Annotated in this window: 15 protein-coding genes and 1 pseudogene; 7 read left to right on the forward strand and 9 right to left on the reverse strand. The window is 68.4% G+C overall.

All coding sequences use genetic code 11. The features are described from left to right. Window positions 1-228: 228 nt before the first annotated feature. From M4D82_RS26605 to M4D82_RS26615, 3 genes are all read left to right on the forward strand, one after another. The gene (locus M4D82_RS26605; RefSeq protein ID WP_249768461.1) at window positions 229-1,692 is read left to right on the forward strand and encodes an NCS2 family permease; all 1,464 of its coding nucleotides are present in this window, start codon (window positions 229-231) and stop codon (window positions 1,690-1,692) included. An 82-nt stretch (window positions 1,693-1,774) separates the two neighbouring features. Beyond that, window positions 1,775-2,926, forward strand: coding sequence for an XdhC family protein (locus tag M4D82_RS26610; RefSeq protein ID WP_249768462.1), 1,152 nt, complete (start codon window positions 1,775-1,777; stop codon window positions 2,924-2,926). 144 nt (window positions 2,927-3,070) lie between these two features. Then, on the forward strand, window positions 3,071-4,315 hold the full coding sequence (locus M4D82_RS26615) for a YncE family protein (RefSeq protein ID WP_249768463.1): 1,245 nt from the start codon (window positions 3,071-3,073) through the stop codon (window positions 4,313-4,315). Window positions 4,316-4,335: 20 nt separating this feature from the next. On the opposite strand, the gene M4D82_RS26620 is transcribed toward M4D82_RS26615, so the two are convergent. Beyond that, window positions 4,336-6,552 (reverse strand): terpene synthase family protein, encoded by a 2,217-nt coding sequence (locus M4D82_RS26620; RefSeq protein WP_249768464.1) that lies wholly within the window; start codon window positions 6,550-6,552, stop codon window positions 4,336-4,338. A 190-nt stretch (window positions 6,553-6,742) separates the two neighbouring features. Between M4D82_RS26620 and M4D82_RS34140 the strand changes: the two genes are divergently transcribed. Beyond that, a complete protein-coding gene (locus tag M4D82_RS34140; RefSeq protein ID WP_283844515.1) occupies window positions 6,743-7,300 on the forward strand; it encodes a hypothetical protein in 558 nt (185 codons plus the stop codon). A 155-nt stretch (window positions 7,301-7,455) separates the two neighbouring features. Here the strand turns inward: M4D82_RS34140 and M4D82_RS26630 are convergent, their stop codons facing one another. Continuing rightward, the gene (locus tag M4D82_RS26630; protein WP_249768466.1) at window positions 7,456-10,596 is read right to left on the reverse strand and encodes a DNRLRE domain-containing protein; all 3,141 of its coding nucleotides are present in this window, start codon (window positions 10,594-10,596) and stop codon (window positions 7,456-7,458) included. A 482-nt stretch (window positions 10,597-11,078) separates the two neighbouring features. On the opposite strand from M4D82_RS26630, the gene M4D82_RS26635 reads away from it, so the two are divergent. Together M4D82_RS26635 and M4D82_RS26640 are read left to right on the forward strand one after the other, a co-directional pair. Beyond that, complete coding sequence (locus tag M4D82_RS26635; RefSeq protein ID WP_249768467.1) at window positions 11,079-18,437, forward strand: ricin-type beta-trefoil lectin domain protein; 7,359 nt, start codon at window positions 11,079-11,081, stop codon at window positions 18,435-18,437. Next, window positions 18,434-18,799 carry a hypothetical protein gene (locus M4D82_RS26640; protein ID WP_249768468.1) on the forward strand — a complete coding sequence of 122 codons (366 nt, stop codon included), beginning with the start codon at window positions 18,434-18,436 and terminating at the stop codon, window positions 18,797-18,799. Before M4D82_RS26635 ends, M4D82_RS26640 begins: the two co-directional genes overlap by 4 nt. A 194-nt stretch (window positions 18,800-18,993) precedes the next feature. Here the strand turns inward: M4D82_RS26640 and M4D82_RS26645 are convergent. The 7 genes and pseudogenes from M4D82_RS26645 to M4D82_RS26675 all read right to left on the reverse strand — a co-directional run bounded on the left by M4D82_RS26645 (window position 18,994) and on the right by M4D82_RS26675 (window position 24,856). Then, window positions 18,994-20,294 (reverse strand): annotated as a pseudogene (locus M4D82_RS26645) (tyrosine-type recombinase/integrase). After that, entirely contained in the window at window positions 20,294-20,497 is a 204-nt protein-coding gene (locus tag M4D82_RS26650; protein ID WP_249768470.1) for a helix-turn-helix domain-containing protein, read from the reverse strand. Before M4D82_RS26650 ends, M4D82_RS26645 begins: the two are co-directional and overlap by 1 nt. Beyond that, a complete protein-coding gene (locus M4D82_RS26655; RefSeq protein WP_249768471.1) occupies window positions 20,497-21,939 on the reverse strand; it encodes a replication initiator in 1,443 nt (480 codons plus the stop codon). The genes M4D82_RS26650 and M4D82_RS26655 overlap by 1 nt, the downstream gene beginning before the upstream one ends. A 154-nt stretch (window positions 21,940-22,093) precedes the next feature. Beyond that, on the reverse strand, window positions 22,094-22,858 hold the full coding sequence (locus tag M4D82_RS26660; protein ID WP_249768473.1) for a DUF2637 domain-containing protein: 765 nt from the start codon (window positions 22,856-22,858) through the stop codon (window positions 22,094-22,096). Window positions 22,859-22,897: 39 nt separating this feature from the next. Next, entirely contained in the window at window positions 22,898-24,316 is a 1,419-nt protein-coding gene (locus M4D82_RS26665) for an FtsK/SpoIIIE domain-containing protein (RefSeq protein ID WP_249768474.1), read from the reverse strand. Between the two features lies 1 nt (window position 24,317). After that, complete coding sequence (locus M4D82_RS26670) at window positions 24,318-24,506, reverse strand: hypothetical protein (protein WP_249768475.1); 189 nt, start codon at window positions 24,504-24,506, stop codon at window positions 24,318-24,320. Beyond that, window positions 24,503-24,856, reverse strand: a complete 354-nt coding sequence (locus M4D82_RS26675; protein ID WP_249768476.1) for an SCO3933 family regulatory protein — start codon at window positions 24,854-24,856, stop codon at window positions 24,503-24,505. Before M4D82_RS26675 ends, M4D82_RS26670 begins: the two co-directional genes overlap by 4 nt. Before the next feature lie 177 nt (window positions 24,857-25,033). On the opposite strand from M4D82_RS26675, the gene M4D82_RS26680 reads away from it, so the two are divergent. After that, window positions 25,034-25,903 carry a winged helix-turn-helix domain-containing protein gene (locus M4D82_RS26680; protein WP_249768477.1) on the forward strand — a complete coding sequence of 290 codons (870 nt, stop codon included), beginning with the start codon at window positions 25,034-25,036 and terminating at the stop codon, window positions 25,901-25,903. Window positions 25,904-26,396: the final 493 nt, after the last annotated feature.

A 26,396-nucleotide genomic window follows, 5' to 3' on the forward strand; every position in this document is an offset into this window, starting at 1 on the left:
GCCCGGAGCACGAAGTACCGCACCGCTCGCGGTCCTCGTCCCTCGCAGAACCCCTGCGCAACCCCCCATGTAGTACCAGCGGTCACCCCCGCACTACCCGCAGTACACGCAGCACATTTCGCGTCGCCTCGGGCCGTCACCCCGGGTCGTGCAGCCAACGCAGTTTCCCAAATCCCGCGTCTCCAATCTTTTTGCGGGTGCCCCTTTGAACCTTGGGAGTTAGGCACCATGACCCAGTCGTCTGTAGAGCCCAAGACCACCGCGGAGGAGGCCGGCGACGGTTCTCTGAACCCCGCCGGGCGATCTTGGCTCGATAGGTACTTTCACATAACGCACAGAGGCTCCAACGTCGGCAACGAGGTCCGTGGCGGTATCACGACCTTCATGGCCATGGCGTACATCCTCCTGCTCAACCCCCTGCTCCTCTCGGGCAAGGACGTCGCCGGCACCGTGATGGACGGCTCGGCGATCATCACCGCCACGGCGTTCGCCGCCGCCGTGACGACGCTCCTCATGGGCTTCGTCGGCAAGGTGCCGCTGGCCCTGGCCGCCGGCCTGTCCGTGTCCGGTGTGCTCGCCTCGCAGGTGGCCCCGCAGATGACCTGGCCGCAGGCCATGGGCATGTGCGTGGTCTACGGCGTCGTGATCTGTCTCCTGGTCGTCACCGGCCTCCGCGAGATGATCATGAACGCGATCCCCCTCGCGCTCAAGCACGCCATCACCATGGGCATCGGCCTCTTCGTCGCCCTCATCGGCTTCGTGAAGGCCGGCTTCGTCGGCAACGGCGGGGAGTTCATGCCCCCCGTCCAGCTCGGCGCCACCGGTGAGCTCTCCGGCTGGCCCGTCCTGCTCTTCGCCGTCACCCTGATCGCCATCTTCATGCTCCAGGCCCGCAAGGTGCCCGGCGCCATTCTGATCGGCATCGTCGGTGGCACCGTCCTCGCCGCCATCCTGAACGCCATCGTGGACATCGACCCGAAGGCCTGGAAGAACGGCGCGCCGGAGCTCGACGGCTCCGCGATCTCCATGCCGGACTTCTCGCTCTTCGGCGACGTCTCCTTCGGCGGCTGGGGCGACGTCGGCTACATGACCGTCGGCATGATCGTCTTCACGCTGGTGCTCGCCGGCTTCTTCGACGCGATGGCCACCATCATCGGCGTCGGCACCGAGGCCAAGCTCGCCGACGACAAGGGCCGCATGCCGGGCCTGTCCAAGGCCCTGTTCATCGACGGCGCCGGTGGCGCCATCGGTGGCGTCGCGGGCGGCTCCGGCCAGACCGTCTTCGTCGAGTCCGCGACCGGCGTCGGCGAGGGCGCCCGCACGGGCCTCGCCTCCGTGGTCACCGGCCTGTTCTTCGCCGCGTGCCTCTTCTTCACCCCGATCACGCAGATCGTCCCGGGTGAGGTCGCCTCCGCTGCCCTGGTGGTCATCGGCGCGATGATGATGCAGAACGCCCGCCACGTGGACTGGGCCGACAGCTCCACCGCGATCCCGGTCTTCCTGACCGTCGTGATCATGCCGTTCACCTACTCGATCACCGCCGGTGTCGCCGCGGGAGTCATCTCCTACGTCGCCATCAAGATCGCTCAGGGCAAGGCCCGTGAGATCGGCGGCTTCATGTGGGCGCTGACCGGGATCTTCCTGGTCTTCTTCGCCCTCCACCCGATCGAGGGCTGGCTCGGGGTCGGCTGACCCGGAGCGCGTTGATCACCGTACGACCCGCACCCCCCACGTATCCGATACTGGAATCCGAACCCCTCCGAGGAGGCCGCACATGCTGGACATCGCCGACGAGCTGTACCGGTGGGTCGAGCAGGGACGTGACTTCGCCGTCGCCACCGTCGTGGCGGTGGGCGGGAGCGCGCCCCGGCAACCCGGAGCCGCACTCGCCGTGGACGGCGAGGGCACGGCCATCGGCTCGGTGTCCGGCGGATGCGTGGAGGGCGCGGTGTACGACCTGTGCCGACAGGCGCTGGAGGACGGCGAGACCGTCCAGGAGCGGTTCGGCTACAGCGACGACGACGCCTTCGCCGTGGGCCTGACCTGCGGCGGAGTCATCGACATCCTCGTCACCCCGGTGCCGGTCGGCTCCCCGCAGCGCGAGGTGCTCGCCCTGGGCCTGGCCGCCGCCTCCCGGGGCGAGGCGGCCGCCGTGGCCCGCGTCGCCGAGGGCCCGGCGGAGCTGATGGGCCGCGCCGTGGTCGTGGCGGGCGACGGCTCGTACGAGGGCGGCTTCGGGGGACACCCCGAGCTGGACCGCACCATCGCCGAGGAGGCCCGCGCCATGCTGGACGCCGGGCGGACCGGCGTCCTGGAGATCGGCGCCGACGGCCGGCTGTGCGGAGAGCCGCTGAAGGTGCTGGTCGAGTCCAGCGTCCCGCCCCCGCGGATGATCGTCTTCGGTGCCATCGACTTCGCCTCCGCCCTGGTGCGGATCGGCAAGTTCCTCGGCTACCACGTCACCCTGTGTGACGCCCGGCCCGTCTTCGCCACGAAGAACCGTTTCCCCGAGGCGGACGAGATCGTGGTCGACTGGCCGCACCGCTACCTGGAGACCACCCAGGTGGACGGCCGGACCGTGCTGTGCGTGCTCACCCACGACGCCAAGTTCGACGTGCCGCTCCTGGAACTGGCCCTGCGGCTGCCCGTCGCCTACGTCGGCGCCATGGGCTCCCGCCGCACCCACGAGGACCGCAACGAGCGGCTGCGCGAGGTCGGCGTGAGCGAACTCGAACTGGCCCGGCTGCGCTCCCCGATCGGCCTGGACCTCGGCGCCCGCTCCCCGGAGGAGACCGCGCTGTCCATCGCCGCGGAGATCGTCGCGAACCGCCGCGGCGGCACCGGCGCCGCCCTGACCGGCGCCCACATCCCGATCCATCGCGACGCGTCCCACACGGCGGTCGGCCGCATAGGCTCGGTCGCCTGAGGCGGGATTCGCTGTCCGGAGTCGCTCTTCGTGAAAGGCCACACGCCCATGGGGCTTGTGGCCTTTCTTCATTCCGTCTATTTTACCGGCCGGTAACCGCACGTCGTCCCGCTCCGCCCCCCGCCCTCCCCGGAGTTGACCGCAATGGTTCGGATCCCGCGCGTCCTGTCCGCCTTGGCCGCCGTCGCCCTTCTGGCCGTCACCGCTCCGGCGGCGGTGGGTCAGGCCGCTCCCGCCGAAGGGCTGCGGGAGGTGCTCTTCGTGGGGAACAACTGGGAGGGGACCGCCGACGTCCTCGCCTCCAGCGGGGACCTCGCCCGGGTCGGGCGCATCGACGTGGTGCCCGACAAGGCCGAGCGGCTGCGCGAGATCTACCTGAACCCCGTCAAGCTCGGCTTCTTCCTGGGCATCCGGGCCTCCGCCGGCGAGGGCCACGACCAGTTCGTGGACGACATGTACACCACCCCGGACGGCTCCGCCGTCGTGGTCTCCCGGCCCAGCTTCGCCGACGTCGTCTCGATCGACATCCGTACGGGCCGCATCAACTGGCGCTTCCCGGTGGCCGGTTACCGCGCCGATCACATGGCGGTGTCGCCCGACGGGACCCGGGTCGCCGTCTCGGCGTCCACCGCCAACACCGTGCACGTCCTCGACATCGCCACCGGCCGGCAGACCGGTTCCTTCAGCACCGGTGACAAGCCGCACGAGAACGTCTTCAGCCGCGACGGCCGCTACCTGTGGAACAGCGCCATCGGCGAGGTGACCTCCGCCCTCGACGCCTCCTGGCTGGACTGGACGAAGGGCGACCGGAAGATCACCGTGGTCGACACCCAGACCTTCCGCACCGTCCGAGTGATCGACATGCGCGCCCGGCTCGACGCCTTCGGCCGCTCCGACCTCTCCGACGCGGTCCGGCCGGTGTCCTTCAGCCCCGACGAGTCGAAGCTCTACTTCCAGGTGTCCTTCTTCAACGGCTTCCTGGAGTACGACGTGGCCACCGACCGGATCACCCGCCTCAAGATCCTCCCCGAGAACCCCGCCACCAGCACCGACCGCACCACCTGGGTCAACGACTCCCGCCACCACGGCATGTCCATGAGCCCGGACGGCTCCAAGCTCTGCGTCGCGGGCACCATGGACGACTACGCCACCGTCGTGGACCGGGCCACCCTCGCCGAGGGCCCGCTCGTCCCCGCCTCCAAGCCCTACTGGGCCACCGTCGACGGGTCCGGCACGGCCTGCGTGATCTCCGAGAGCGGCGCCGACCGGGTCACCGCCATCGACTTCGCCACCGGCGAGAAGCGGGTCTCCGTCCCCGTCGGCGACCATCCCCAGCGGGTGCGGATCGGCCACGTCCCGGCGGGTTGGACGGGGCCGGTCGCGCGGTAGGCCTCCGGCGTGTGGGCGCTTCACCCGGGCAGGGAGAGCCGTGCCGCCGCCATGCCGAAGCCGGAGCCCCACACGCCCGTCGACAGGCCGTCGCCGGGGCGGCGCAGGTCCTCCTCGCGGTAACGGCGGCACTTCCGGTGCCAGTTGAGGATCCCCGCCATCCAGTCCTGGAGTTCGCCGACGTACGCGTCCAGTCCGGCGCGGGCGTCGGCGTCCAGCTGCCAGTCGTCGTAGAGCAACGGCAGTTGGTTCGCGACGATGTGCTGGAACTCCTCGGTGCGCTGCGTCATCAGCGCGTGGCAGATGCGCAGCGCCTGCGGGTAGTCGATGTCGAAGAAGTTGCGGGTGACGACGACGTGGTTGTGCACCTCGCCCTCGAACTCCACCTCCTTCTGGTACGAGAAGACGTCGTTCACCATGCAGGCGCTGTCGGCCGCCGCGTTCTCCAGCGAACGGATGGTCCCCGAGGCGTAGATCTCGTCGGGGATGCCCCGACCGGCGTGGCCGAACCGGCACAGGTACATCGTCATGTACGAGCCGAAGGTGCGGCGGCGCATCTCCGCGTAGTCCACCGGGTCCGGGATGCGGTGGGCGGCCTGGTTCTCCACCTCCCACACCCAGCTCTCCAGCATGCCGAGGACCGTGGCCCGGAACTCGGCCCGCGCGGCCGGGCCCATGTCCGAGGTGGTGCGTACCCACAACTCGGCGAGGGAACGTTCCATCGCCGTGACCGGCGGCGGCTGTTCGGCGTGGTCGACCGGCACCATCGCCACGAGCCGGGCCGTGGTGGCCTTGGCGGCGGCGACGTCCCCGGTGCGGCCGAACACCACCGGGTAGTAGTCGTCCGCGTACGTCCCCCACGTGAGCCAGCACGCGTTGAGCAGCAGCGCCTCGGCGGTGGCGTCCGGGTCGATGCCGGCGGAGCAGAGCGCGAAGTCGTAGCCGCGCGCCTTCTCCTCGTTCCAGATCGCCGAGCCGGGATCGCCGGGCTGGGGGTGCAGCAGGCCCATGCGGCGCGCCCAGTCGAGGGAGCCCTCGCGGGCGTGGTCGAGGTGGGGGCTGAGGGTGAGGGGGAAGGGCATGGGGATGTCCGGGATCACGGACGGTCCGGTGCGCTCGAAGGGGACGTGGGTGAAGGAGCGGTTGCGCAGTTCCAGCGAGCGCCGGTTGAACACGGACCGCAGGTCGAGGGCGGTGGTGCCCAGGCCCGTCGGGAGGAAGGGCAGGGTGAGCGGGGCGGTGGAGCGGGCCTCCTCGTTCATGTAGCGGCTGGAGACCATGTGCCATTCGTGGCCGCCGGACTGCCAGTCCTGGAGCCCCTTGGTGTAGGCGAGGACGGCGGCGATCTCGGTCGGGTCCGCGGCGTGGTCGGCGAAGAGCCGGGGGAGTTCGACGAGGGCGGTCTGCTCGAACTGCTGGAGGCGGGAGGTCAGCAGGTCGTTGGTGGCCTCGGCGGCCTCCTGGGTGGTGCACCCGAGGAAGGTCTCCAACACCAGGATGGCGTTGGAGAGTTCGCCCTCGTCGGCGACCTCGCGCCGGTAGGAGAAGATGTCGTTGCGCAGGTGCACGGCGTCGGAGAAGGCGTCGCGCAGGACGCCGAGCGGACGGGTGTGCGCGAGCCGGGCGGGGACCTCGGCGGAGACGTACTCGATCAGTCCCGCCGACCAGGGGGCGCCGCCCACCTTGCGGCGCATCTCGATGTATTCGAGGGGGTTCGCCACCCGCCCGAGGCCGATGTTGGCCAGTTCCCACATCGACTCGTCGAGGAGGTTCTTCGTCGACAGGGAGAATCGTTCCCGCCAGGCCGGTGACATCGCGGGGACGGTGCGCGCCCACAGGTCGGCGAGGCCCGCCTCCACGGGGTTCGTGGGCTCGGGGAACCCGTCCGCGAGGTCCATCGGCATGAAGGCGCCGAGTCGGTCGAGGTAGGCCTTGGCGCCGTGGCGGTCCTGCGAGCGCTTGTAGGTCTCCAGGAAGTGGTCGTCGAAGAAGAACACCCACACGTACCAGTCGGTGACCAGGGACAACGCCTCGCTGTCGCAGTCGGGGTGGGTGTAGGAGCACAGCAGCGCGTAGTCGTGGGAGTCGAGGTCGCGCTCCTCCCACACGCCGGAACCCTCCAGCATGCCGAAGTCGCGGGCCCACCGCTTCGTGTGGGCCCGCGCGCTGTCCAGGTGGGGGTTCAGTCGTGCCGGATGGGGCACGTAGAAATCCGGCAGTCGAAACGGCTGCGTCACGGCGGGATCGGCCTTTCGTCAAGGTGCGGGGCCGGTTGTCCGCCGGCCCCCGCACGAGATCAGCAGGGCCCTACCCCGGGCGCCGGTCGGACAAGAGGAGGTTCACCGCTTCGGGTGACGGACGGGTCTCGTGTCCGCGGCCCCCGCGAGGGTGTTGCGTCGTTATCCGGCCGGTGATCAAATTCCCGCCATGGACATGCTTTCCCCGGGCGTCGCCCGTGGGCTACGCGTACTGCCGGCGCTCGCGCTCACGGCGGGATGCCTCACCGGATGCTCGATGCTGTCGCTGTTCCCCACGTGCGAGGGGACGGAGGTCGAGCTGAGTCGGCTGGAGCGGGACCCGGTCCTGGAGGAGCGCCCCGAGGGGACCGTCGAGCTGAAGGGGTTCGAGGGGGTAACGGCCGAGTGCGTCGAGGACAGCGGGGACGCCTGGCTGAGCGCGAGCCGCCTCTACGTGGCGCCCGTGGACCCGAGGACGCTGATGAGGCGCTACCGCGAAGCCGCCGAGCAGCGCGGCTGGACCGTACAGCCGAACCCGACGGTCCTGCCCGAGGAGGTGGCCGGATTGTGCTTCTCGTCGGCCGGCCAGGGCCGGTCGCGTGACGTCACCGTCCAGGTCGTGTGGGCGCGGGAGGCGAAGGAGGAGTACGGATACGAGCCGCCCCCGGGCCCGTCCGCCCACACCCTCTACAGGCTGGACGTCAGCACGGGAGTGGCGGACGACGAAGCCGCGGAGACGAGGTGTTGAGCGGGGGCTCGGAGGCTCGGTTGGTTGAGCTTCTTCAGCTGGGCGGCCACGACCGCGATGGGCTTCTCCGTCGTTCCGGACGCGCCGTGGACGGCGAACGCCTGGCCGGTTGGTGCGTGCGGCCAGGCGTTCGACGGTCGGGGTAGGGGTCTCGGTCAGCCGATGGCGCGGAAGGTGTTCCAGCCGTCTTCCTCGACGCGCCAACCGTTGGCGATGGTGTTGCGGCCTCCGTAGTAGAGGTGGAGGGTGCCGTCGTTGCGGGTCAGGTACATGTCGGGGATGCCGTCGTTGTTGACGTCGGGTGTGCCGCGCAGGAGCGGCCAGGTGGTGCTGTCCCAGCCGGCGGTGGCGTAGGTGAGGTCCTTGCCGTCGGCGGAGTTGACGGCGAGGGCGAGGGAGTTGATGTCGACGCCGCCGTTGGCTCCGGGCTTGCCGCGCCGCAGGGCCAGCCCCCGGTCGGGGCTGGAGTCGTCACGGAAGAGGAGGTCGGGGACCCCGTCGCCGGTGATGTCGCGGACGTTGACGATGTCGCGTGAGGTCCAGCTGGTGGCGGAGAGTCTGCGGGCTTCGGTGATGGTGGCGCCGCTGTAGCCGGTCAGGACCCAGAAGGCGTCGCCGGCGGTGGCGAAGATCTCCTCGGCGTTGTCGCCGTTGACGTCCTGGACGACGACGATCTGGGTGAAGGTCGCCGGGTCGGGTGCGCCGGCGGGTAGGAGGATCTCGGTGCGGCGGCTGATGTCGAAGCGGCCGTTGCCGTCGCCCTGGTAGACGTACAGCTTGCCGTCGGGCATGCGGGCGACGAGGTCGGTGATGCCGTCGCCGGGGTACCAGTCGGAGGAGTGCGAGATGAGCGCGCTTCGGCCGTTCGCGTCCTTGAAGTAGCCGGCCGGGGCGGGTTTGCCGTTGTCGGTGGCGGCGGGCATCCACGCGTCGACGTCGCCGGTGGCGTCGGCGGGGTAGACGCGCAGGTCGCCGGCTGCGTCGATGGCGAGGACGTCGGCCTTGCCGTCGCCGGTGACGTCTCCCGGGCCGTCGAGGCCGGGGCGGGGGCGGACGTAGAAGGTGTAGACGAAGGGGTTGGAGAGGTTGCCGGCCTTGTTGACGATGCGGACGTAGAAGAGGTTCGGACCGGCGTTGTCGGGGTTCACGTCGACGGTGACGGTGTCCTGGCCCGCGGCGGGGACGGCCTTCCGGTCGTAGACGGGGTGGTTGAGGGACCACTGGAACTCGCGGATGTCGGCCGGGTCGGTGCCGCCCGCGATGACGGTGATCTTGCCGGGGCCCAGGGTGTTCTTGCTCCACTCGGCGCCGTCGGGGCCGGGGGCGGGGAAGTCCTCGGAGCGGATGGTCGGCGCGGTGGGCTGCGTGTGGTCGACGGTGAACGTGCAGGGCTTGTCGGTGCCGGCGGGGCCGGGCGCGGAGGTGGAGCCGTCCCAGTCGTTGGTCGCGGCGGTCCAGGAGTAGTTGGTGTTCGCGGTGAACGACTCCCAGGGGAGGGTGGTGCGGGCGACGCCGTAGCTGTCCGGCCAGATCCACTGGTCGAAGATCACCGTGTTGTCGGAGGTGCGCCAGACCTTGAACTGGACCTGCTTGAGGTTGCCGTCGCCGTCACGGCCCTGGACCTCGAACATGACGTCGGACTTGCCGACCTTGTTGAACGGGGCGTCGGTCACGCACAGCCCGCCGGGGACGGTGTCCATGCCGGCCAGGGTGGGCTCGTCGGGGGCCTTGTTGTACTCGACCTCGATGTAGGGGGCGCTCTCGCCGTTCGCCTGGAACTTCTTCCAGTAGCTCGCGTCGCTCTCGTTGGGGGAACGCAGGCCCAGGGTCAGGTTCTGCCAGGCGCCGCGGGCGCCTTCCTCGACGGTGGACTTGATGTCGATGCCGACCCAGGCGTCGGGGCAGGCGCTCTTGGCACCGTGCCCGGTGGTGGCGCCGGCGATCCGCTTGCCCCAGAAGGTGCCGTTGTTGGTGTTGTTCCAGGTGCTGGAGCTGGTGATGAGCGGCGTGTGGTAGACGTCGAAGGCCCTGGCCTCACAGCCCCAGGAGTAGGTCTGCAGGGCGCGCAGGTTCGCGGAGCGGATCTGGGTGCCGTGGATCTGGCTGCCGAAGTCGAAGATGAACGCGGCGCGGGAGGTGCCGTAGGTCGTCGTCTCGTAGCCGACGCGGGCCTCGGGGGTGCCGGAGCCGCTGTTGTAGTTCTGCCCGTTCCAGAAGCTGGAGCCGCCCTCGGTCTTGTAGAGGGTGGTCCAGTTCTGCTTGTGGCCCTTGAAGGAGGGGTCGATGAAGACGGGGTAGACGGTGTCGGCGTCGTTCAGGAGCTGGGTGTTCGGCTTGACGGTCAGGATGTTCTCGGGGGACAGGTCCGCCCCCGCCGCCTTCGCGTGGTTGCCTTCCGCGCCGTTGAGACCGGGCAGGGCGAGGGTGGGGTGGTCCTTGGCCTCCGGCGCCGGCGCGGGCACGCTCTCGCCCTCGGTCACCGCCACCTTGCCGGCCGAGTCCCACATGTAGGGGGTCGGGGACCCGGCGACCTCCACGCCCTGGGCGTCGCGGGCGCTGACGGAGCGGGATTCGCCGTCCAGGTGGAAGGTCAGGTCCGGGGAGGACAGCCGGTAGTTCAGCTGCCCGAGCAGTGGATCGGCCGCGGCCTGCTTGTCCTTGACGACCAGCACGTGCGTGTAGCCGCTGTCCTGAGCGGTCATCACGAGGTCGATGCCGGGGCGGACGTTCTCGTACAGGGCTCGCGCCCCGGATATCACCGGCTCGGGCAACGGGCCCGGCCAGCCCACGACCAGGTCGTGGTTGTCGAGGTTCAGCCGTACGAGCTCACTCCACTCCGGAGCCGGCCCGTCCGCCTTGGCCACGGCCGGTCGCACCAACGCGACGCGCGACACGCCCCGCGAAGCCCGCTCACCGCCGCCGCCGGCGGCAGTGGCAGGCTGCTGAGCCTTGCCACCGGCGCTGAACACCACCCGCCCGTTCACGGCCTTCGGCGCGAAACCGCCCTCCACCCGCTCCAGCGTGGTGTCGATCGCCTTCCACCGCCCCCCGACCTTGGCCTTGGTCACCGCGCTCGACACCCGCAACTTGAACACGCCATTGGGCTGGGCCCAGGTGGTCGTGTGCGGGGTCGTCTCGGCCGTGACCTCGACTTCCCGACCGCTCTCCTTCGCCTGCCGGCGCGCCTCGCCGGCGGTTACCGGCGCCTGCGCGTCGGACTCGGTGGCGGGCTTGGCGCCGGCCGACGAGGCGTCGCGGTCGCCGTGGGTGAGAGCGACGGGCACGGCGACGGCCACGGCGAGGAGCGCGGCGACACCGCCCAGGGTCCGGCGGCGCCGATACCAACGGGTCGGAACCCTGCCGTCGTCAGTTGGCCGATTTTCAAAGGCTGATTTCGAATGCTCATCCGAGGATTCATTTTCGGACACGGTGCTTTTTCTCCCCCCTCGGGTGCGCTTTTTCGCCACCCCTGGGTGTTCGCAGGCAAAAGGAGCCCGGCGACCGGGCAGCACGAAGAACCGGCTCCCCGACCGGTGTTCGCGCATGAAATGTGCGAGCAGATCATGACGCATCGAGTGGCCCGCGTCACCTGCACCGACACCCGAAAAGTGACCAATATGTCGTGCTTGTCCTAGCGTATGCAGGCGGTAAGTGATTTATTCCACACCGCATGACGGACTCTGGATTTTCCACCACCCGAGACCCCAGAATCAGCGAACTATTTGTCAGTTCCCTGCCATACGTGTGTCATTGCGTGGGCAGAGCGTGGGGGGTCCACATGTCGCCGTTCTCGGCGCATCATTTCCGCCTGCCCGGAAACAGAAGGTCGCGCGCGAAACGCGCGCGCCTCGCCGGGCGTACCGGCATCACCGTCTCGGTGGCGCTGATCACAACACTCCTGCCGATCCAGGCCTGGGCTGCACCACCAGGCTCCCGGGACGGCGTCCAGCTGCCCGGCCTCCAGCAGGACATGAAGGCCAAGCTCGACCAGGTCGAGGCGGCCAAACTCGAAGGCTGGGCGGGCGCCCCCGTGCAGTCGCCGCCGGAGTACGAGCCGACGATGGTGGCTCCGCCGGCCGGCGGAAGCGCGAGCGTCGCCCTCTCTGGCGACCAGCTGGTCCAGGCCGGCACGCTTCCGGTGAGCATCGGCAAGGCCTCGCCCACCGAGGCGAACCCGGCGCCCCCGGCGCCGTCCGGTACCTGGTCGGTCGCGGTGGAGACCCGTACCGCCACCGAGGCCGCCAACGTCGACGGCGCACTCATCAAGGTCACCCCGCCCGTCGACGCGGCGACCCCCGTGGACGTCCAGCTCGACTACAAGAAGTTCAAGGACCTCTACGGCACCGAGTGGGCGACCCGCCTGGAGCTCAAGCAGCTCCCGGAATGCTTCCTGACCACCCCGGACCTCCCCGAGTGCTCGGTCTCCAAGGACGTCCCCAGCACCAACGACCCCGCCACCGGCACGGTCCGCGCCACCGTCGACCCGGCCACCTCACCCGGCCAGGGCCTGCGCACCATGGCCGTCGGCGGCGGTGGCCCGATGGTCCTGGCCGCCTCGGACGGCGCATCGGGCGCGGGCGGCACGTACAAGGCCACCTCTCTGTCGTCTTCCGGCCAATGGACGGCAGGCACCAGCGGTGGGGGGTTCGCATGGTCGTATCCGTTGACCGTGCCGGCTCCGCCGGCGGGCCCGTCCCCGAAGATCGCTTTCTCGTACTCCTCCCAGGCTGTCGATGGCAAGACATCCGTCGCCAACGGTCAAGCATCGTGGATCGGTGACGGCTGGGACTACACCCCTGGATTCGTCGAACGTCGCTACCGGCCGTGTGATGACGACCTCAAGGGCAACCCGTCGAAGCCCAACAATGACAACACCACCGACAAGAAGAAGAGTGACCTTTGCTGGGCCGGCGACAGCGTGTTCATGTCGCTGGGCGGCGCATCGACCGAGCTGGTTCGGGATTCCGCCAGTGGTCAGTGGATAGCTGCCGTCGATGACGGCTCCAAGGTCGAACGCAAGACCGACAGTGCTGTGGCCAATGGCGCGAAGGACGGTGAGTACTGGGTCGTCACCACTCGTGATGGGACCCGGTACTTCTTCGGCAGGCATGACCTCGACGGCTCCGGGGCCCGGGGCGTGACCAACTCGGTCTTCACTGCTCCAGTGTTCGGCAACCACCCCGGCGAACCCTGTTACCAGGCCTCCTTCGCAGACTCCTCCTGTGTCCAGGGATGGCGGTGGAACCTCGACTACGTCGAAGACGTCCACGGCAACGCGATGATCATCGACTGGGCCACGGAAACCAACCACTACGCCAAGAACGAGAAGTTCAAGGAAAAGGTCCCCTACATCCGCGGCGGCTACCCCACGCAGATCACCTACGGCCTGCGTGCAGGCGCACTGGGCGGCGCTCCAACAGGCAAGGTGGAGTTCACTGTCTCCGAACGCTGCATCAAGGAAGGCACCACCCAGTGCTCCGATGCGGAGTTCGACGCGAACAACTACGGTGACAGACAGCCGTGGTGGGACACCCCCTCCACGCTCTACTGCAAGCCGAGCGCCAAGGACTGCTACACCGCCTCGCCGACCTTCTGGACCCGCAAGCGCCTGACCTCGGTCATCACCAAGGCCCAGCGCACCGAGGGCGCCACGGAGCTGTCCCTCGTGGACCGCTGGGACCTGGCCCAATCCTTCCCTCGCCAGCGCACCGACACCCACCCGCCGCTGTGGCTGGAGTCCATCACCCGCACCGGATACGGCGTTCCGAAGGACAGTAAGCAGGAGAGCACCTCGCTTCCGGCCGTGTCCTTCCTGCCCAACGTGCGGGACATGCCCAACCGTGTCGCGAAGAGCGCCACCGACGCTACCCCGGACTTCGACCGCCTCCGTGTGGAAACCGTCCGCACCGAGACGGGCGGCGAAATCTCCGTCAGCTACTCCTCACCGTGTCCGGTCGGCGCCGCGCATCCGAAGCCGGAAGAGAACACCACCCGCTGCTATCCGGTTCACTGGTCCCCGGACCGTGCTCTTGAGACGCCCCCGCTTGAGTGGTTCAACAAGTACGTCGTCGACAAGGTCACCGAGAAGGACCGTGTCGCCCGGCAGCCGGACGTCACCACCACCTACACCTACGAGGGCGACACCGCCTGGGCCAAGGACACCGACGAGTTCACCAAACCCGAGCTGCGCACTTACAGCCAGTGGCGCGGCTACGCAAGCGTGCTGACGAAGCAAGGTGTTACGGCAAACGCGGGCAAGCCCAACTCGACCGAAGAGTCACAGAAGCGTGTCCGCTACTTCCGTGGTATGTCCGGCGATGCAGGCCGCGCCAAGATCACGCTGAAGGACTCCACCGGAACCGAGGACCTAGGCGAGGATCTCCCCCAGTTCCAGGGAATGACAGCCGAGTCCATCACCTACACAAAGGCCGGCGGCAGCATCACTTCCCGCGCGCTGACCTGGCCCTGGAGCCAGAAGACCGCGGCCCGCCCACGAGATGGCACTACCCCGCTGGAGGCCCACCGCCAAGGGGCGTCCCGGACTGACGAGATCCAGATCGTCAGTGGCGGAAAGTCCCGACTGATCCGGACGCTCCACACCCGTGAGCCCGGCTACGGACTCATCACCGCTACACAGGTCGATGTCCTGGAACACAACGGAAGCAGTTGGTCCACCAGCGAGCAGACCTGCACGACGACCAGCTACGTCCACAATGCCGACAAGTACCTGATCGGCCTGCCCCAGCGCGCCCGCATAACCGCCGGGGACTGCGCAAACAGCCCAACAGCGACAGTCCTCAACGACACCCGAACCTCATACGACGCCCTCAACGCCTTCGGCGCGGCGCCCGTCAAGGGCCTTGTCCACCAAGCCGACACCCTCGACAGCGCAGGTACGGGCTGGGTGACCTCGGCGCGCATCGAGTACGACGCGCTGGGACGATCGGTCAAGGTCTACGACACAGCCGGCAACCCCACGTCCTCTTCGTTCAGCCCCTCCACGGGAACCCCCTATTCCGTCACGGTGACCAATGCTCTTGGCCACACCGCCACGAGCAAGACAGATCCGGGCCGCGGCAGCACGCTGGAGGCAACGGATACAAACGGCCGCAAGGTCACGACCGCGTACGACAACCTCGGACGTTCAACCGCCGTCTGGACACCCTCACAGGATCCCAGCAGGGACAAGGCCGCCTACACCTTCAGCTACCAGATCACAGAGCACGAAGCACCTGCCGTCACCAGCAGCACCCTGCAGGACGACGGCACCTACACCCAGAGCGTCGCGATATACGACGGTCTGCTGCGCCCCCGCCAGAACCAGCGCGAGGCGCTGGGAGGTGGGCGGCTGATCACTGACACCCTCTATAGCGCCAATGGCACGGTCAGTCGAACGAACAACGGTTACCACGCCGAAGGTGCGCCGACGAAGAAGATCTTCGTCCCGGAGAGTGTCTTCGCAGTTCCCAACTCCACCGAAACGGCTTATGACGGCCTCGGCCGACCCGTCCGCTCCACCACCCTGCATGCGGACGTACCTCAGTACTCGTCCACCAAGCAGTACGGTGGGGACTTCACCTTGACCCGGTCGGCAATGTCCGTCGACGGCACGACCCCCCTCAAGGGCAGCAGCGCGTCCAAGACCTGGACCGACCCGCTGGGGCGCACCTCGGCCGTTGAGCACGCCACCTCCACGGACCTGACGACGTGGAACCGCACCTCGTACAGCTACGACGTCCGCCGCAAACTCAGCAAGGTCACAGACGCTGCCGGCAACAGCTGGACGTACGGCTACGATGCACGCGGCCGCAAGACATCCTCGGAGGACCCGGACACGGGGCGCTCGGAGTTCGGCTTCAACAACCTTGACCAGCAGGTCTGGACGAAGGACTCCAGCGGCCGTACGCAGTACACGACCTACGACGCCCTCGGCCGCACGACCGAGGTACGGGACAACGCGGCCGACGGTCCGCTTGTCGCCTCCTTCACCTTCGACACGCTGACGGGCGCCAAGGGGAAGCCCGTCTCCTCCACCCGCTACGAAGGCGCAACGGCGTACAAGAGCGAGGTCACCGGCTACGACGCCGAGTACCGACCCACCGGATCGAAGATCACGATCCCGGACGTCCCCGCGACCAAGGGCCTCGCGGGCACCTACGTGTACTCCACGACCTACACCCCCACGGGCAAGGTCCAGTCGACCACCCTCCCGGCCACCCCGGGCGGTCTGGCCGCGGAGAAGCTCGTCACGCGCTACGACAGCGACGGCATGCCGCAGAGCATGTCCGGTCTGGCTTGGTACACCGCCGACGTCAAGTACAGCCCCTACGGCGAAATCCTGCGCACAGCTTCGGGCAACGCCCCCAACCGGGTCTGGACCACTGTCCGCTACAACCCGAACACCGGTCAGGTCACCAACCAGATCAGCGATCGCGAGACGGCACCCAACCGCATCAGCGATGTCTCCTACACCTACGACCCGGCTGGGACCATCGCGTCCATCACCGATGACCAGCCGGGAGGTCGAACCGATCGTCAATGCTTCGCCTACAACCCGATGGGCCAACTGACCAAGGCGTGGACCGGCAAGACCGCGGCCTGCACCGGGCCGAGCCTGGCCGATGTCACGCCCGGTCCGGACGGTGACGGTTTCTGGCAGGAATACCAGTTCGACAACATCGGCAACCGCACCAAGCTCATCAACCGCGACCTGACCAACAGCGCGCTGGACGACGAGACCACCTACACCTATGGCGTCACGCTCGCCGCCAACGGTGCGCAGCCGCCCCTCAGGACCCAGCCCCACGCCCTGGCCAAGGTGGAGAAGACCACCCGCAAGCCGGGCTCCACGGTCAACTCCCTGTCCACCTACGAGTACGACGCCGCCGGCAACACCAAGAGCCGGCGCATCGACGGCGACACCCAGACCCTGAACTGGGACCGCCGAGGCAAGCTCACCTCGGCCACCAGCCCCGGCATCGGAGCCGTCTCCCTCATCGGAGCCTCTGGCAAGTGCGTCGACGTCGAGAACGCGGGCACCGCCGACGGCACCCCCGTCCAGATCTACCCCTGCAACGAAACACGCGCCCAGCAGTGGCGCCTGACCGGCGACACCGTCCGTGCCCTGGACAAGTGCCTCACCACCAGCGGCACCAAGCTGGTCCTGGCGACCTGTGACGGCAGTGACAAGCAGAAGTTCGTCTACCGCGCCGGTGACAAGTCCCTGAACAACCCGGCCACCAACCAGTGCGTCGACGTCCCCAACAACGCCGCCGATGGCTCTGACCTCCAGCTCTGGTCCTGCAACGCTACGGGACCGCAGCAGTTCGCCTTCGACAACACCACCACCTACCTCTACGACACCGGCGGCAACCGCCTCATCGAGGAAACCGGCAGCAGCCGCACCCTCTACCTGGGCGACACCGAGATCACCGTCAACAAGGCCGGGCAAGCCCTCGACGCCGTCCGCTACTACAGCGGTGCCGGCGCCACCACGGTCCGCCGCACCAGCGGCAAGACGGACAAGCACGAACTCAGCGTCCAGCTCGCCGACCACCACGGAACCGCCACCACCACTATCGACCAGAACAACGGTCAGACGGTTTCCCGCCGCAAGTCCGACCCGTACGGCAACCCCCGCGGCACTCAGCCCGGCAACTGGCCCGGCAACCACACCTTCCTGGGTAACGGCGTAGACGACACGAACACCGGCCTCACCCACATCGGCGCCCGAGAGTACGACTCCACCATCGGCCGCTTCATCTCCGTCGATCCGATCATCGACATCACCCAACCGTTCCAGATGAACGGATACACATACGCCAGCGGCAACCCAATCAACAAGAGCGACCCAACGGGCCTCATCGAATCCGACTGCTACGCAGGCCACTGCGGTGGGCACTACAACCCCCGCGACGATGTACTGCCCGTTAACCACCCTTCGCGTCCAACGCCTATTTGGGGCGACTACAACAGCCCCAAGGTCAGGCCCAAGCCGAAACCATGGACGCCTGCGCCCTCAGAACCGCTGATGCACGCTCCGCCGGGAAAGACCGTTGTCCTCCCGAAGCAGAACGCTAAAGAGTTCTTCGAGATTTACCGCGCCGATTACCGGAAGCAGGCAGACTCTTGGGGCGGCGAGCTGACCCCTGAGCAAGACTGGCGACTCAAAACCTCTGCATTGCTGAGCGCATGCGAGCAGATGAAGAAGAAGGGGTGCAACCCGGAGGACTATCTAGGAGACCACCTAGAGAATGTTGCGGGGGAAGTCGGGCTGTATGAGGGGGGTGGCATGCCACCCGGTGGAAGCCTCCTGTCGGGCGTGGGTGGAAAATCAGGAAAGACCGCTAAGGGTTCCGGCTGCAACAGCTTCATCGCTGGTACTGAGGTACTTCTCGCAGACGGAACCAGCAAGCCGATAGAAGAGGTAGTCGCCGGCGACGAGATCACTGCCACTGATCCTGAGACTGGGGAAACCTCGACAAAAACTGTAACTGCGACAATCTTTACAGAGGACGACAAGCGGTACGTCGATGTCAGCATCCAGACCAACGATGGCATACGGACCATCACCACAACCGACCATCACCCCTTCTGGTCTGAATCAGATCAGGCCTGGAAGGACGCGGGCCAGCTCACGCCTGGCGTGACACTCCGCACGGATGAGGGCGTTCCTGTCGCTGTTGTCCGGACCCACTCCTACCAAGCCTCCACTGACACCTTCAATCTCACCGTCGCCGACTTCCACACGTACTATGTGCTGGCAGGCGAGACTCCGGTCCTCGTTCACAACAGCAACTGTGATGTCCCATCCGGCTCTCTCCAAGGGGAGAAGCTCGCGCAAAAGTTGCGGCTGGAGTCGGCGAACTCGCCCTTCACTGGGAGTGGCCAGCTAACGCCTGATGCGATCTCCGGTTCCAGATTGGCGATGCCTGGTACGAAAATGGGGAACAAGGAACTTCAAGCTCGATTCGCAGAACGCGGAGGTGCTTCGCAATGGGGCAAGTACAGCACCGAGACGCATCAAAGCCCGTACGGTGATTATCAAGTGCACTACTACATGAACCGAGTATCCGGCGAGGTCATGTACGACTACGACTACAAGGTCGTCATGAACCGTAGAGGGAGCGCCCCGTGAAAGTGAGGTTCACCGGCGTCGAAGGCCACGAGCAGAGTGTTCGTCAGGGGGCGGATGCCCTGCGTCAGGGGCAGGTGTACGTGGTCCTTGAGGCGTACTGCCAGACGGACGGACCGAACTACTTCAGGATCGAGTTCCGTAGAGGCGAACTTCCGCCCCTCTTTGACTCGCGACTCTTCGAAGTGGTCGATTCAGAGGTGCATTCATCGTGGACGGTATCCACTGAGTGGGACGGATCGCTCACAATGGCGCCTGCTGCCTGGCAAGTTCCGGGGTTCTGGGAGGAATTCATGGACCATTTCCCTGGTGCGATCGAAATCTATGAGCTCGGCAGAGATGCCCTGATGGCGGGGTCTGAATAGCTAGAGCTGCCATTCTCGATTTCAGATCGGCGGAGAACGTGATCCGGTGCGGTGCCGTGAGGCTGCGAGCGCACCGCCTCGCGGTGGCGATACTTCAATAGGTGGCGCCTATTTCTGCCGGCAAATCTGGAGCCCCGACGGGTGACGCCCGTCGGGGCTCCAGTGCTGTCTGACGGCAGTAGTTGACGGCAACGTCAGCGGACGGCGGCTCCGACGAGGGGTGGTTCGTCGCCGTCGTCGGGCTTGCCGCTGATCTCGTCGGGGTTGCGGAGCGCGCGGCCGAGGAGGTCGATGGCGTCGCGTTGGAGGCGGAGTCGGACGTGGGCGTAGACGGTGGCGGTGACGCCGATGTGGGCGTGGCCCAACAGCTCCTTGATCACGACGAGTTCGACGCCCTGTTCCAGGAGCAGGGTGGCGGTCGAGTGGCGGAGGTCGTGGAAGCGGATGCGGCGGAGGCCGGCCTTGCGGAGGAGCGTGGTGAAGGTGCGGGTGAGGTTGGTCGGGTCGATCGGCCTGCCCTGCGGCGTGGTGAACACGTGTGCGCCGTGCTGCCACGTGGTGCCCGCGGCTTCACGCTCCTGCTGCTCTCGGTGGAGCTTCAGCGATTGGAGGCAGCGGGCGGGGAGGGCGATGCGGCGTTCGGAAGCCCGGGTCTTGGTGGGCAGCGTGGTGAGCCCGGCTGTGCTCGTGCGCTGCAAGGTTCGGCGGATTGCGGCGGTGCCCGCGTCGAGGTCGAGGTCTTCCCAGCGGAGTCCGAGGAGTTCGCCCTTGCGGAGTCCGGTGTGGAGGGCGAGTTCGCACAGCGCGTGGAGCCGGTGACCTTGCGCGGCGGTGAGGAACTGGCGGGCTTCGTCGGCGGTGAGGGGTTCGAAGCGTCGGGGCCGTGGGGTACCGGTGCGGACGTTGCGGGCGACGTTGCGCGGGATCTCCTCTTCACGCACGGCGTGCTCCAGAGCAGACTTGAGCACGGAGTGAATGTAGGTCAGCGTCAGCGGAGAGAGTCGCTTGGAGCAGCACGATCCGACGGCGCAGCAACGGGGCTCATCACGGCTCGCATCGACGCCGCGCGCGCAGCACTGGCAGGTGGTACGGAGCTGGTTGAGCCAGGTGCGAACGTCCTTGGCAGAGAGCTTGGCGAGCTTCTTCTTGCCCAGGCCGGGGACGAGGTACCGGTTGACGCAGGCGGTGTATCGGGTGTGCGTGTTCTCGCGGAGGTGGTGGACGGCAACGGCATCGAGCCAGTACGTCAGGTACGCGCCGACGCTGCCCTGCGCGGAGGGTTGGGGAGGCCACGATTGCTGGTGGCGATCTTCTCGGTGAGCTTGGCCAGGGCTTCCTTGCGCGTCGTGCCGTAGACGCGAACACGGCGGCGGGTGTTGCCGGGGGCGAGGACGTATCCGGCAGCCTCCCAGCGACCGTCCTTGCGCTGGTAGACGGTCCCGTCGCCGTTGGCGCGCACACGGCGGGAGGGGCTGGTGTCTCGGGGCGTGGCCATCAGGCAGCTTCCTGTTCGAGGCGGGTGCGGATGAAGTCGGTGAGGGCGTGGGTGGGGATTCGGCGGGCGCGGCCGAGGGTGATCGAGGCGAGCTGGCGGGTGCGGAGCAGGTCGTAGACGGCGGAGCGGCCGAGCTGGAGGCAGGCCATGACCTGGGGCACGGTCAGCAGATCCTCCGGTGCCCCCTCGGAGGCCGTGGTCATCAGCAGCCCCCTTCTGCCGCGAACTGCCGTTCCAGTTCTCTGCGGTGCCAGACGGCGGCGGCGAGCAGGGCACCGCCGGGGCTGTAGCCCGAGCCCTGGTAGGCCCAGTGGCCGATGACGAGCGTGGTCGTCGGGTCGAGTTCGGGGAGGCCGGCGCGGGTGCGGGCCTGTTCGGTGCGCCAGGCGCGTCGGTCGGCGCGCAGCGCGCCGAAGGTGGTGGAGTAGCGGCGGGACTTGGTGGAGAAGTGGCCCCGGAAGCCGAGCATGTGCGCCCACTTCCAGAGCTTCAGGTGGGCGAACTCCGGCAGCCTGCCCAGCTCCCAGCAGGTGCGGATCATCTGCCGCACGTGGCGCGCGACGGCGAGGCGGGGCAGTGGCCGGGCCTGCCCGGTGCCGTCGCAGGTGGTGCACGGGAGCGGGGTTCCGTGGGGCAGGAGGGTGGCGCCGCGTCCCTGGCAGGGGCGGCAGAACAGGGCGCGGTCGAGGGTGCCGGAGGCGTCGGCGGACTTGGTGGCGTACTTCGCCACGTAGGCGGCCACGGCCTGGTCGGTGAATTCGGCGTCAGTGCCGAAGGCGGCGATCTCGCGTACGTCGAGCTGTTCGCCCCAGGAGAGTTCGCGTTCCCCGACCGCGTCCGAGGCGACTGTGACGTGGACCCGGGCGGCGGCGCGTACGGCGTCGGTGAGTACGGCGACGGTGGCGTACGGCGGCGGGGGCTGGCTGGTGCCGTCGGGGCCGTCGAGGCGGATGACGGCGTGGAAGTGGACCAGGCCGCGCTGCTGGTACTCGGCGACCTTGGCGAAGGAGACTCGCAGGGCCGCGTGGGCGGCTTTCTGGGTCATGCCGAGTCGGGCGGCGAGCTCGCGGCGCAGGTAGGTGGTGAAGCGGGCCCACAAGGCTCCGGCGTGGGCGTTGAAGAGGACCGCGCCCGCGTAGTCGTACGTCGTCGGGTTCAGCGGCGTCCCCAGCAGGGGGTCCGTGGGTTCGTGGAGCTTGCGGCAGCGGCAGGGACGGATGTCGCCGCCGGGCGTGGTGGGGCGGTTGTGGACGGGGCCGAAGGACGGCGGGGTGAGGGTGACGAAGACCCGTGGGTGGGTGCGGACGGTGTCGGGCACGCTCTTGCCGCCGGAGAGGCCGGCACGGATGAGGTGGTAGGTGTCGGCGGCATAGAGGCGGGAGCAGGCCGGGCAGCGCGAAGCACGGCGGTTGCCACACGCGGTGAGCAGGCTGCCCGTGGGCTCCTCGGACGTGGTGTAGGAGCGCAGCACCTCACCGGTCGTGGTGTCGACGGTGGCGCTGCGGCCGGTCAGGCGTACGGGTTCGGTGCAGCCGCCGAGGTGTTCGATCTGCTGCTGTGCGCGGTCAAAGTCGGGGTGGCTGACGAGGTGGAGCAGGTCCCGCACGGCGGGGCTTGCCACGTGGCGCAGGTCCAGGGTGACCATTCGGGGCGTGTCCCTTCTGTTCGGGTGGGTGGCCCCGAGCAGCAACCAGCCAGGCACGAAGGCGTGTTGGTGCTGCTCGGTGCATGACGAACCAGGCCCATCGGGTGGGCGTGGATTTCAGGGGAGAGGCGATCCGGCGGGTGGCCGGGGTGGCTCAGAGCTGAGCGAGGGCGGCGGTGGCCACCGGCAGGGCGACGCCCATGCGGGTTGCGAGCTGGGCGGCGGTGACTGGTGTTCCGTGCTCGGCGTGGTGGGTGTCCGCGATGCGCCGGGCCGCACTCAGCAAAGCGGCGGGCAGAGCCGGGCGGGAGCCGGTGGCAGGCGCCTTGGCGAGGGCCGGGGCGGAGGCGGAGCCGGGCACCTCGATCACGGTAGGCACTTCGGCCGGAGGCGGCGTAGGTGTCGCGGTGGGGATCGACTCAGGGGCCGGGGCCGCCGTTTCGGGAGCGGGCGCCGAGGTGGGCACCGGCTCAGCGATGGGCGCGGGGGCTGTGGTGGCTGTGATGGCCTCCGGATGTGCAGTGGTGTGAAAGTGGGCGAGGAAGGCGGGGCCGACGTGGCCCCAGCCGAGCAGCAGGAGCGGGGCGACGGTGTCCAGGCAGGCCCGCCCATAGCGTCCGGTCAGCAGGGGCTCGGCGGTGTTCAGGGCGAGGGTGAGTAGCCCGCACAGGTGCAGCAGCCGGGTGCCGGCCTTCAGCTCCGCCTTGGGGACGCCGCTCAGGGCCAGGAACCGCAGGGCGACCAGGAGGCCGACGACGGACAGGTCCACCATGGGGGCGATCAGCGGGGCGACCGGGCGGGGGACGCCGAGCCGCAGGGCCAGCGCCCAGACGTTGCCGAAGGAGAAGACGAAGGCCAGGACCGCGATCACAGCCATCACCACGGTCACGGTGCGCCTGGTGAACCGTTCCTCCGCCATGCGCGGGACCTCCTCTCCGGGCGTGGGGATCGGGGGCGTTCAGGGCTTGGCCAGGGAGATGGCCGGGCCGTCCGGTCCTTCGTCGTCGCCGGGGTTCGTGCGGCCGGTGGTGTCGAGGAGGGCGTCCAGGCACAGGGCGGGGTCGGCGGTCAGGTGGGAGGTGGCTTCCGCGATACGGGCGGCGTCGGCGTCGGAGACGTACGGGGTGCGGATGCGGGTGAAGCCGGGGCGGCCCTGCATCGCCATCACCGCGACGCCGACGTAGGCGGGGTCCTGCAAGGTGACCGGGCTGGCGTCCGGCCAGTTGCGGATGTCGTCCCCCAGCGCGGCCACTGCGGCTTCCACCGTCTTCTGCGCGAAGGACAGCCCGACCGGGCACACATCGCGGATGAACGTCGGCAGGGCGTCGCCGGTGGTCTTCTGACTGATCAGGATCACCAGCATGCCGACGCTTCGGCCCTTCTTGACCAGGTCCTCCACCAGGCGGGCGTTCTCCGCCGTCAGCGCGGCCAGCCGCTTGGTCTCGGCGTCGCTGCCCTTGTATTCGCGGAAGTACGTGTGTGCCTCATCGATGATCAGAACCGTGAGAGGCCACAACGGCGAGGGGCCGACGTGCCACATGTTCTTCACGCCCAGCACCTCACGGATCACCGAGGACCGCCGCTTGCGCAGCTCCACCAGACGCTTGAACAGCGCGTTCGCTTCGTCCAAGTCGTCACCGCAGAACGCGAACATCCGCTTGACGAGATCGGCGTAGTCGCCCTCGGAGGCCCGCGACACCTTCCCGTCCACGCCCACGAACTGCACCGCCGGGGAGGGCGCGAAGTCGCAGACGAACTTGTTGATCGTCGAGGTCTTGCCCGCACCGGGAGTGCCGGCCACCGTCACACCGGGCACGTTGGCCAAGGACACGAACACCTGCGCGGCGTACTCGTCCACCCCCAGCTCCCAGCGCGCCACGTCCGCGAGCGGACGGCCGGTGGGCCGGTGCTCGGTCGGCGTGGTCAACGGGTCGGAGCGCACGCCCCGGATCACCACCCGGCCGGGGCCGTCCGGCAGGACGGATACCCGCGTACACCGCCAGGCGTCCGCCAGAAACCTGTCCGCCTTCTGGTACTCCTCCAGCCCGACCTGCGGCAGGGTCTTGGCCCGCACGATCACGCCGAACTGATCCGGCTTCACCTTGATCCTCGGGGTCAGCACCCGGGGTGCGGGGGCGGGACCGTCCTTCTGCGCGGTGATCTGCGCGAGCAGGCCCGGCGTCTTGTCGGTGACCGTCAGGCCCGCCATCCGTGCCAGCCGCACCCAGCCCCAGCGGACCCGGACAGCCTGCCGCATGCTGACCCGCGTACCGCCGTCGGCGCGGACGTAGCGCACAACCGCCAGCAGCAGGCCCACGCCCGCCAGCCCGGCCGCGACCAGCAGCACGCTCGGCGCGCGATCCATCACGTTTTCCATGTCACTTCCCCTCTACGGGCATCAGGCGGAACACGTCGCCCAGGTCCAGGGCCGCCGCGTCGGCCGGGTTCAGGCCGAGCAGGTCGAGGACCGCCGTCGAGACGGAGAACGTCGCCTTGCCTTCGGCTCCAAGCAGGGGCCGGAGGGGGTATACCTGCCGCTCCGGCGCGGGACCTTCGAAGCGGATCACTGGGCCACCTCCACGGCGATCAGCTCCAGGCGCACGGCGCGGTAGGCGACGCCGTCGGAGAGCTGCCCGTTGAAGATCCGCGCCCACGGGGTCGCGAACAGGTCCACCGGCCGGACCATTGCTCCCGGCTTGAGCCCGGCTGCCAGGCCCGACTGCGGAACCGTGATCTTGAGGACCTCGGCCCGGCCGTCCTCCATGAGCATCACGGTCACGGTGTAGAGCGACTCACCGGTCTCCCGGTCGGTGGCGACCTCTCCGGTCTGCTGGTCCTTGATCTTCAGCACAGGCTCGGTGCCCGCGATGCAGATCGCCGACGGCAGCAGGGCAACACGGATTCGGGTCATGGCCATGCCATCACATCCTCGTTCGATGGAGTCGCTTGATCGACTCGCCATGAGCATAAGGAGATGATCGTAGAACTTGCAAGCACGATGAAGTTGTGACTTCGATGAGGTGGGTGGGCAGTCAGGCGGGAAGCGCAGGGATCTGCCTGTAGCGGGTCACCGGGTAGGCGATACCGTGGGGTCATGACCCTGCCCTTGGACGAGGACTCCCGACCGCCGTATCTCCAGGCGGCTGGTGCCCTGCGGGACGCGATCCTGACCGGTGAGTTCACATCAGGTGAGCGCCTGCCCTCGGCGAACGTGCTCGGCGAGCGGTTCGGCGTCTCCAGCTCCACCGTCCAGAACGCCCTACGGGTCCTCAAGCAGGAAGGGCTGGTCTACTCCCAACTCGGCCGGGGCAGTTTCGTGAGCTCGACGGTCAGCGGGAGCGATGCTCCGGGTGCCCCAGTAGCGGACGGAGACGGCGAGGAGCCAGGCCCGGACTGGCCGGCCGATCTCATCCGTAATGACGACGGCCGCCCGCCCTACGTCCAGGTGGCCGACTTCCTCCGCCGCGACATCGCAGAAGGCACCTACCCTCCGGGCTCCCAGCTCCCGCCCGCTCGTGAGATCCAAGAGCGATTCCAAGTAGCCAACTCCACCGCACAGAACGCCTACCGAAGCCTCAAGCAGGAAGGGCTCGTGTACTCGGTCAAGGGCCGCGGTGTCTTCGTGCGCCAAGCTCCAGAGCCGGGTAAGCGCCACGGGCCGATCACGAACTACCTGCTACGGGAGGAGATCGCCCGCGAGGCCCGTGCAGCCGCAGCCGACTTCGCAGACCTCACCGATGACGAGCTGCTGGCACGAGAAGCGGAGCTCGACCAGCGATGGGTCACGATCCGTGAGGAACACCAGCGGATCTTCAACGAGCGCCGGAAGATCAAACGCGAGACGAGCCGACGCGGGCTGTTCCTGCCGCCACTCCACGACGACGCCGACTCGGACACGTCGCCACGCGAGAAGCTGGAAGCCGCACTGGCCGAATCGACGAAGCGCCGGCAGCAGCGCCCCTGACGGCCAGCTCGGCAGCTGGGCCAGATAGGGCGACAGGGGAAGCTGTTCAGAGTTTCTTTACTTGATCAAGGCGGCCCGCTGGCGCGGGCCGCGCGCGCTCCGGCCCCTCGGGGCCGCCGCCCGCTCCTGTCTCCGCCCCGCTTGCCGGCTGCCCCGCTGGTCCGGGCGCGCAACAGCCGCCAGCGTGGATTGTTCTGGGGCTCTGCCCCAGGCCCCGGCCCTCTCTCCGAGGGGGAGGAGGCCGGATGCGGGTGCGGCTCCGTCGTGGTGATGGGTGGCCGGGGTCGCGGGAGGGGTCCCTCGTCGCCCGGTCACCGGAGGCGTACCAGGAACCCCCGGGGGCCGCCAAGGCCAAGCGCAAGCGTCACGGAGTGAGCCTTGGCGGCCCCCGGAGAACCCTGGTACGGCGAAGCTGCCCGATCGACGAGGGACCCCTCCCGCTCAGGCCCCGGCCCTGCATGGCGTCGGCCGCTTGCTCGGGCCCAAGCCCGGT

Origin of the sequence: Streptomyces sp. RerS4 (genome assembly GCF_023515955.1) — a bacterium.
GTDB lineage: Bacteria > Actinomycetota > Actinomycetes > Streptomycetales > Streptomycetaceae > Streptomyces.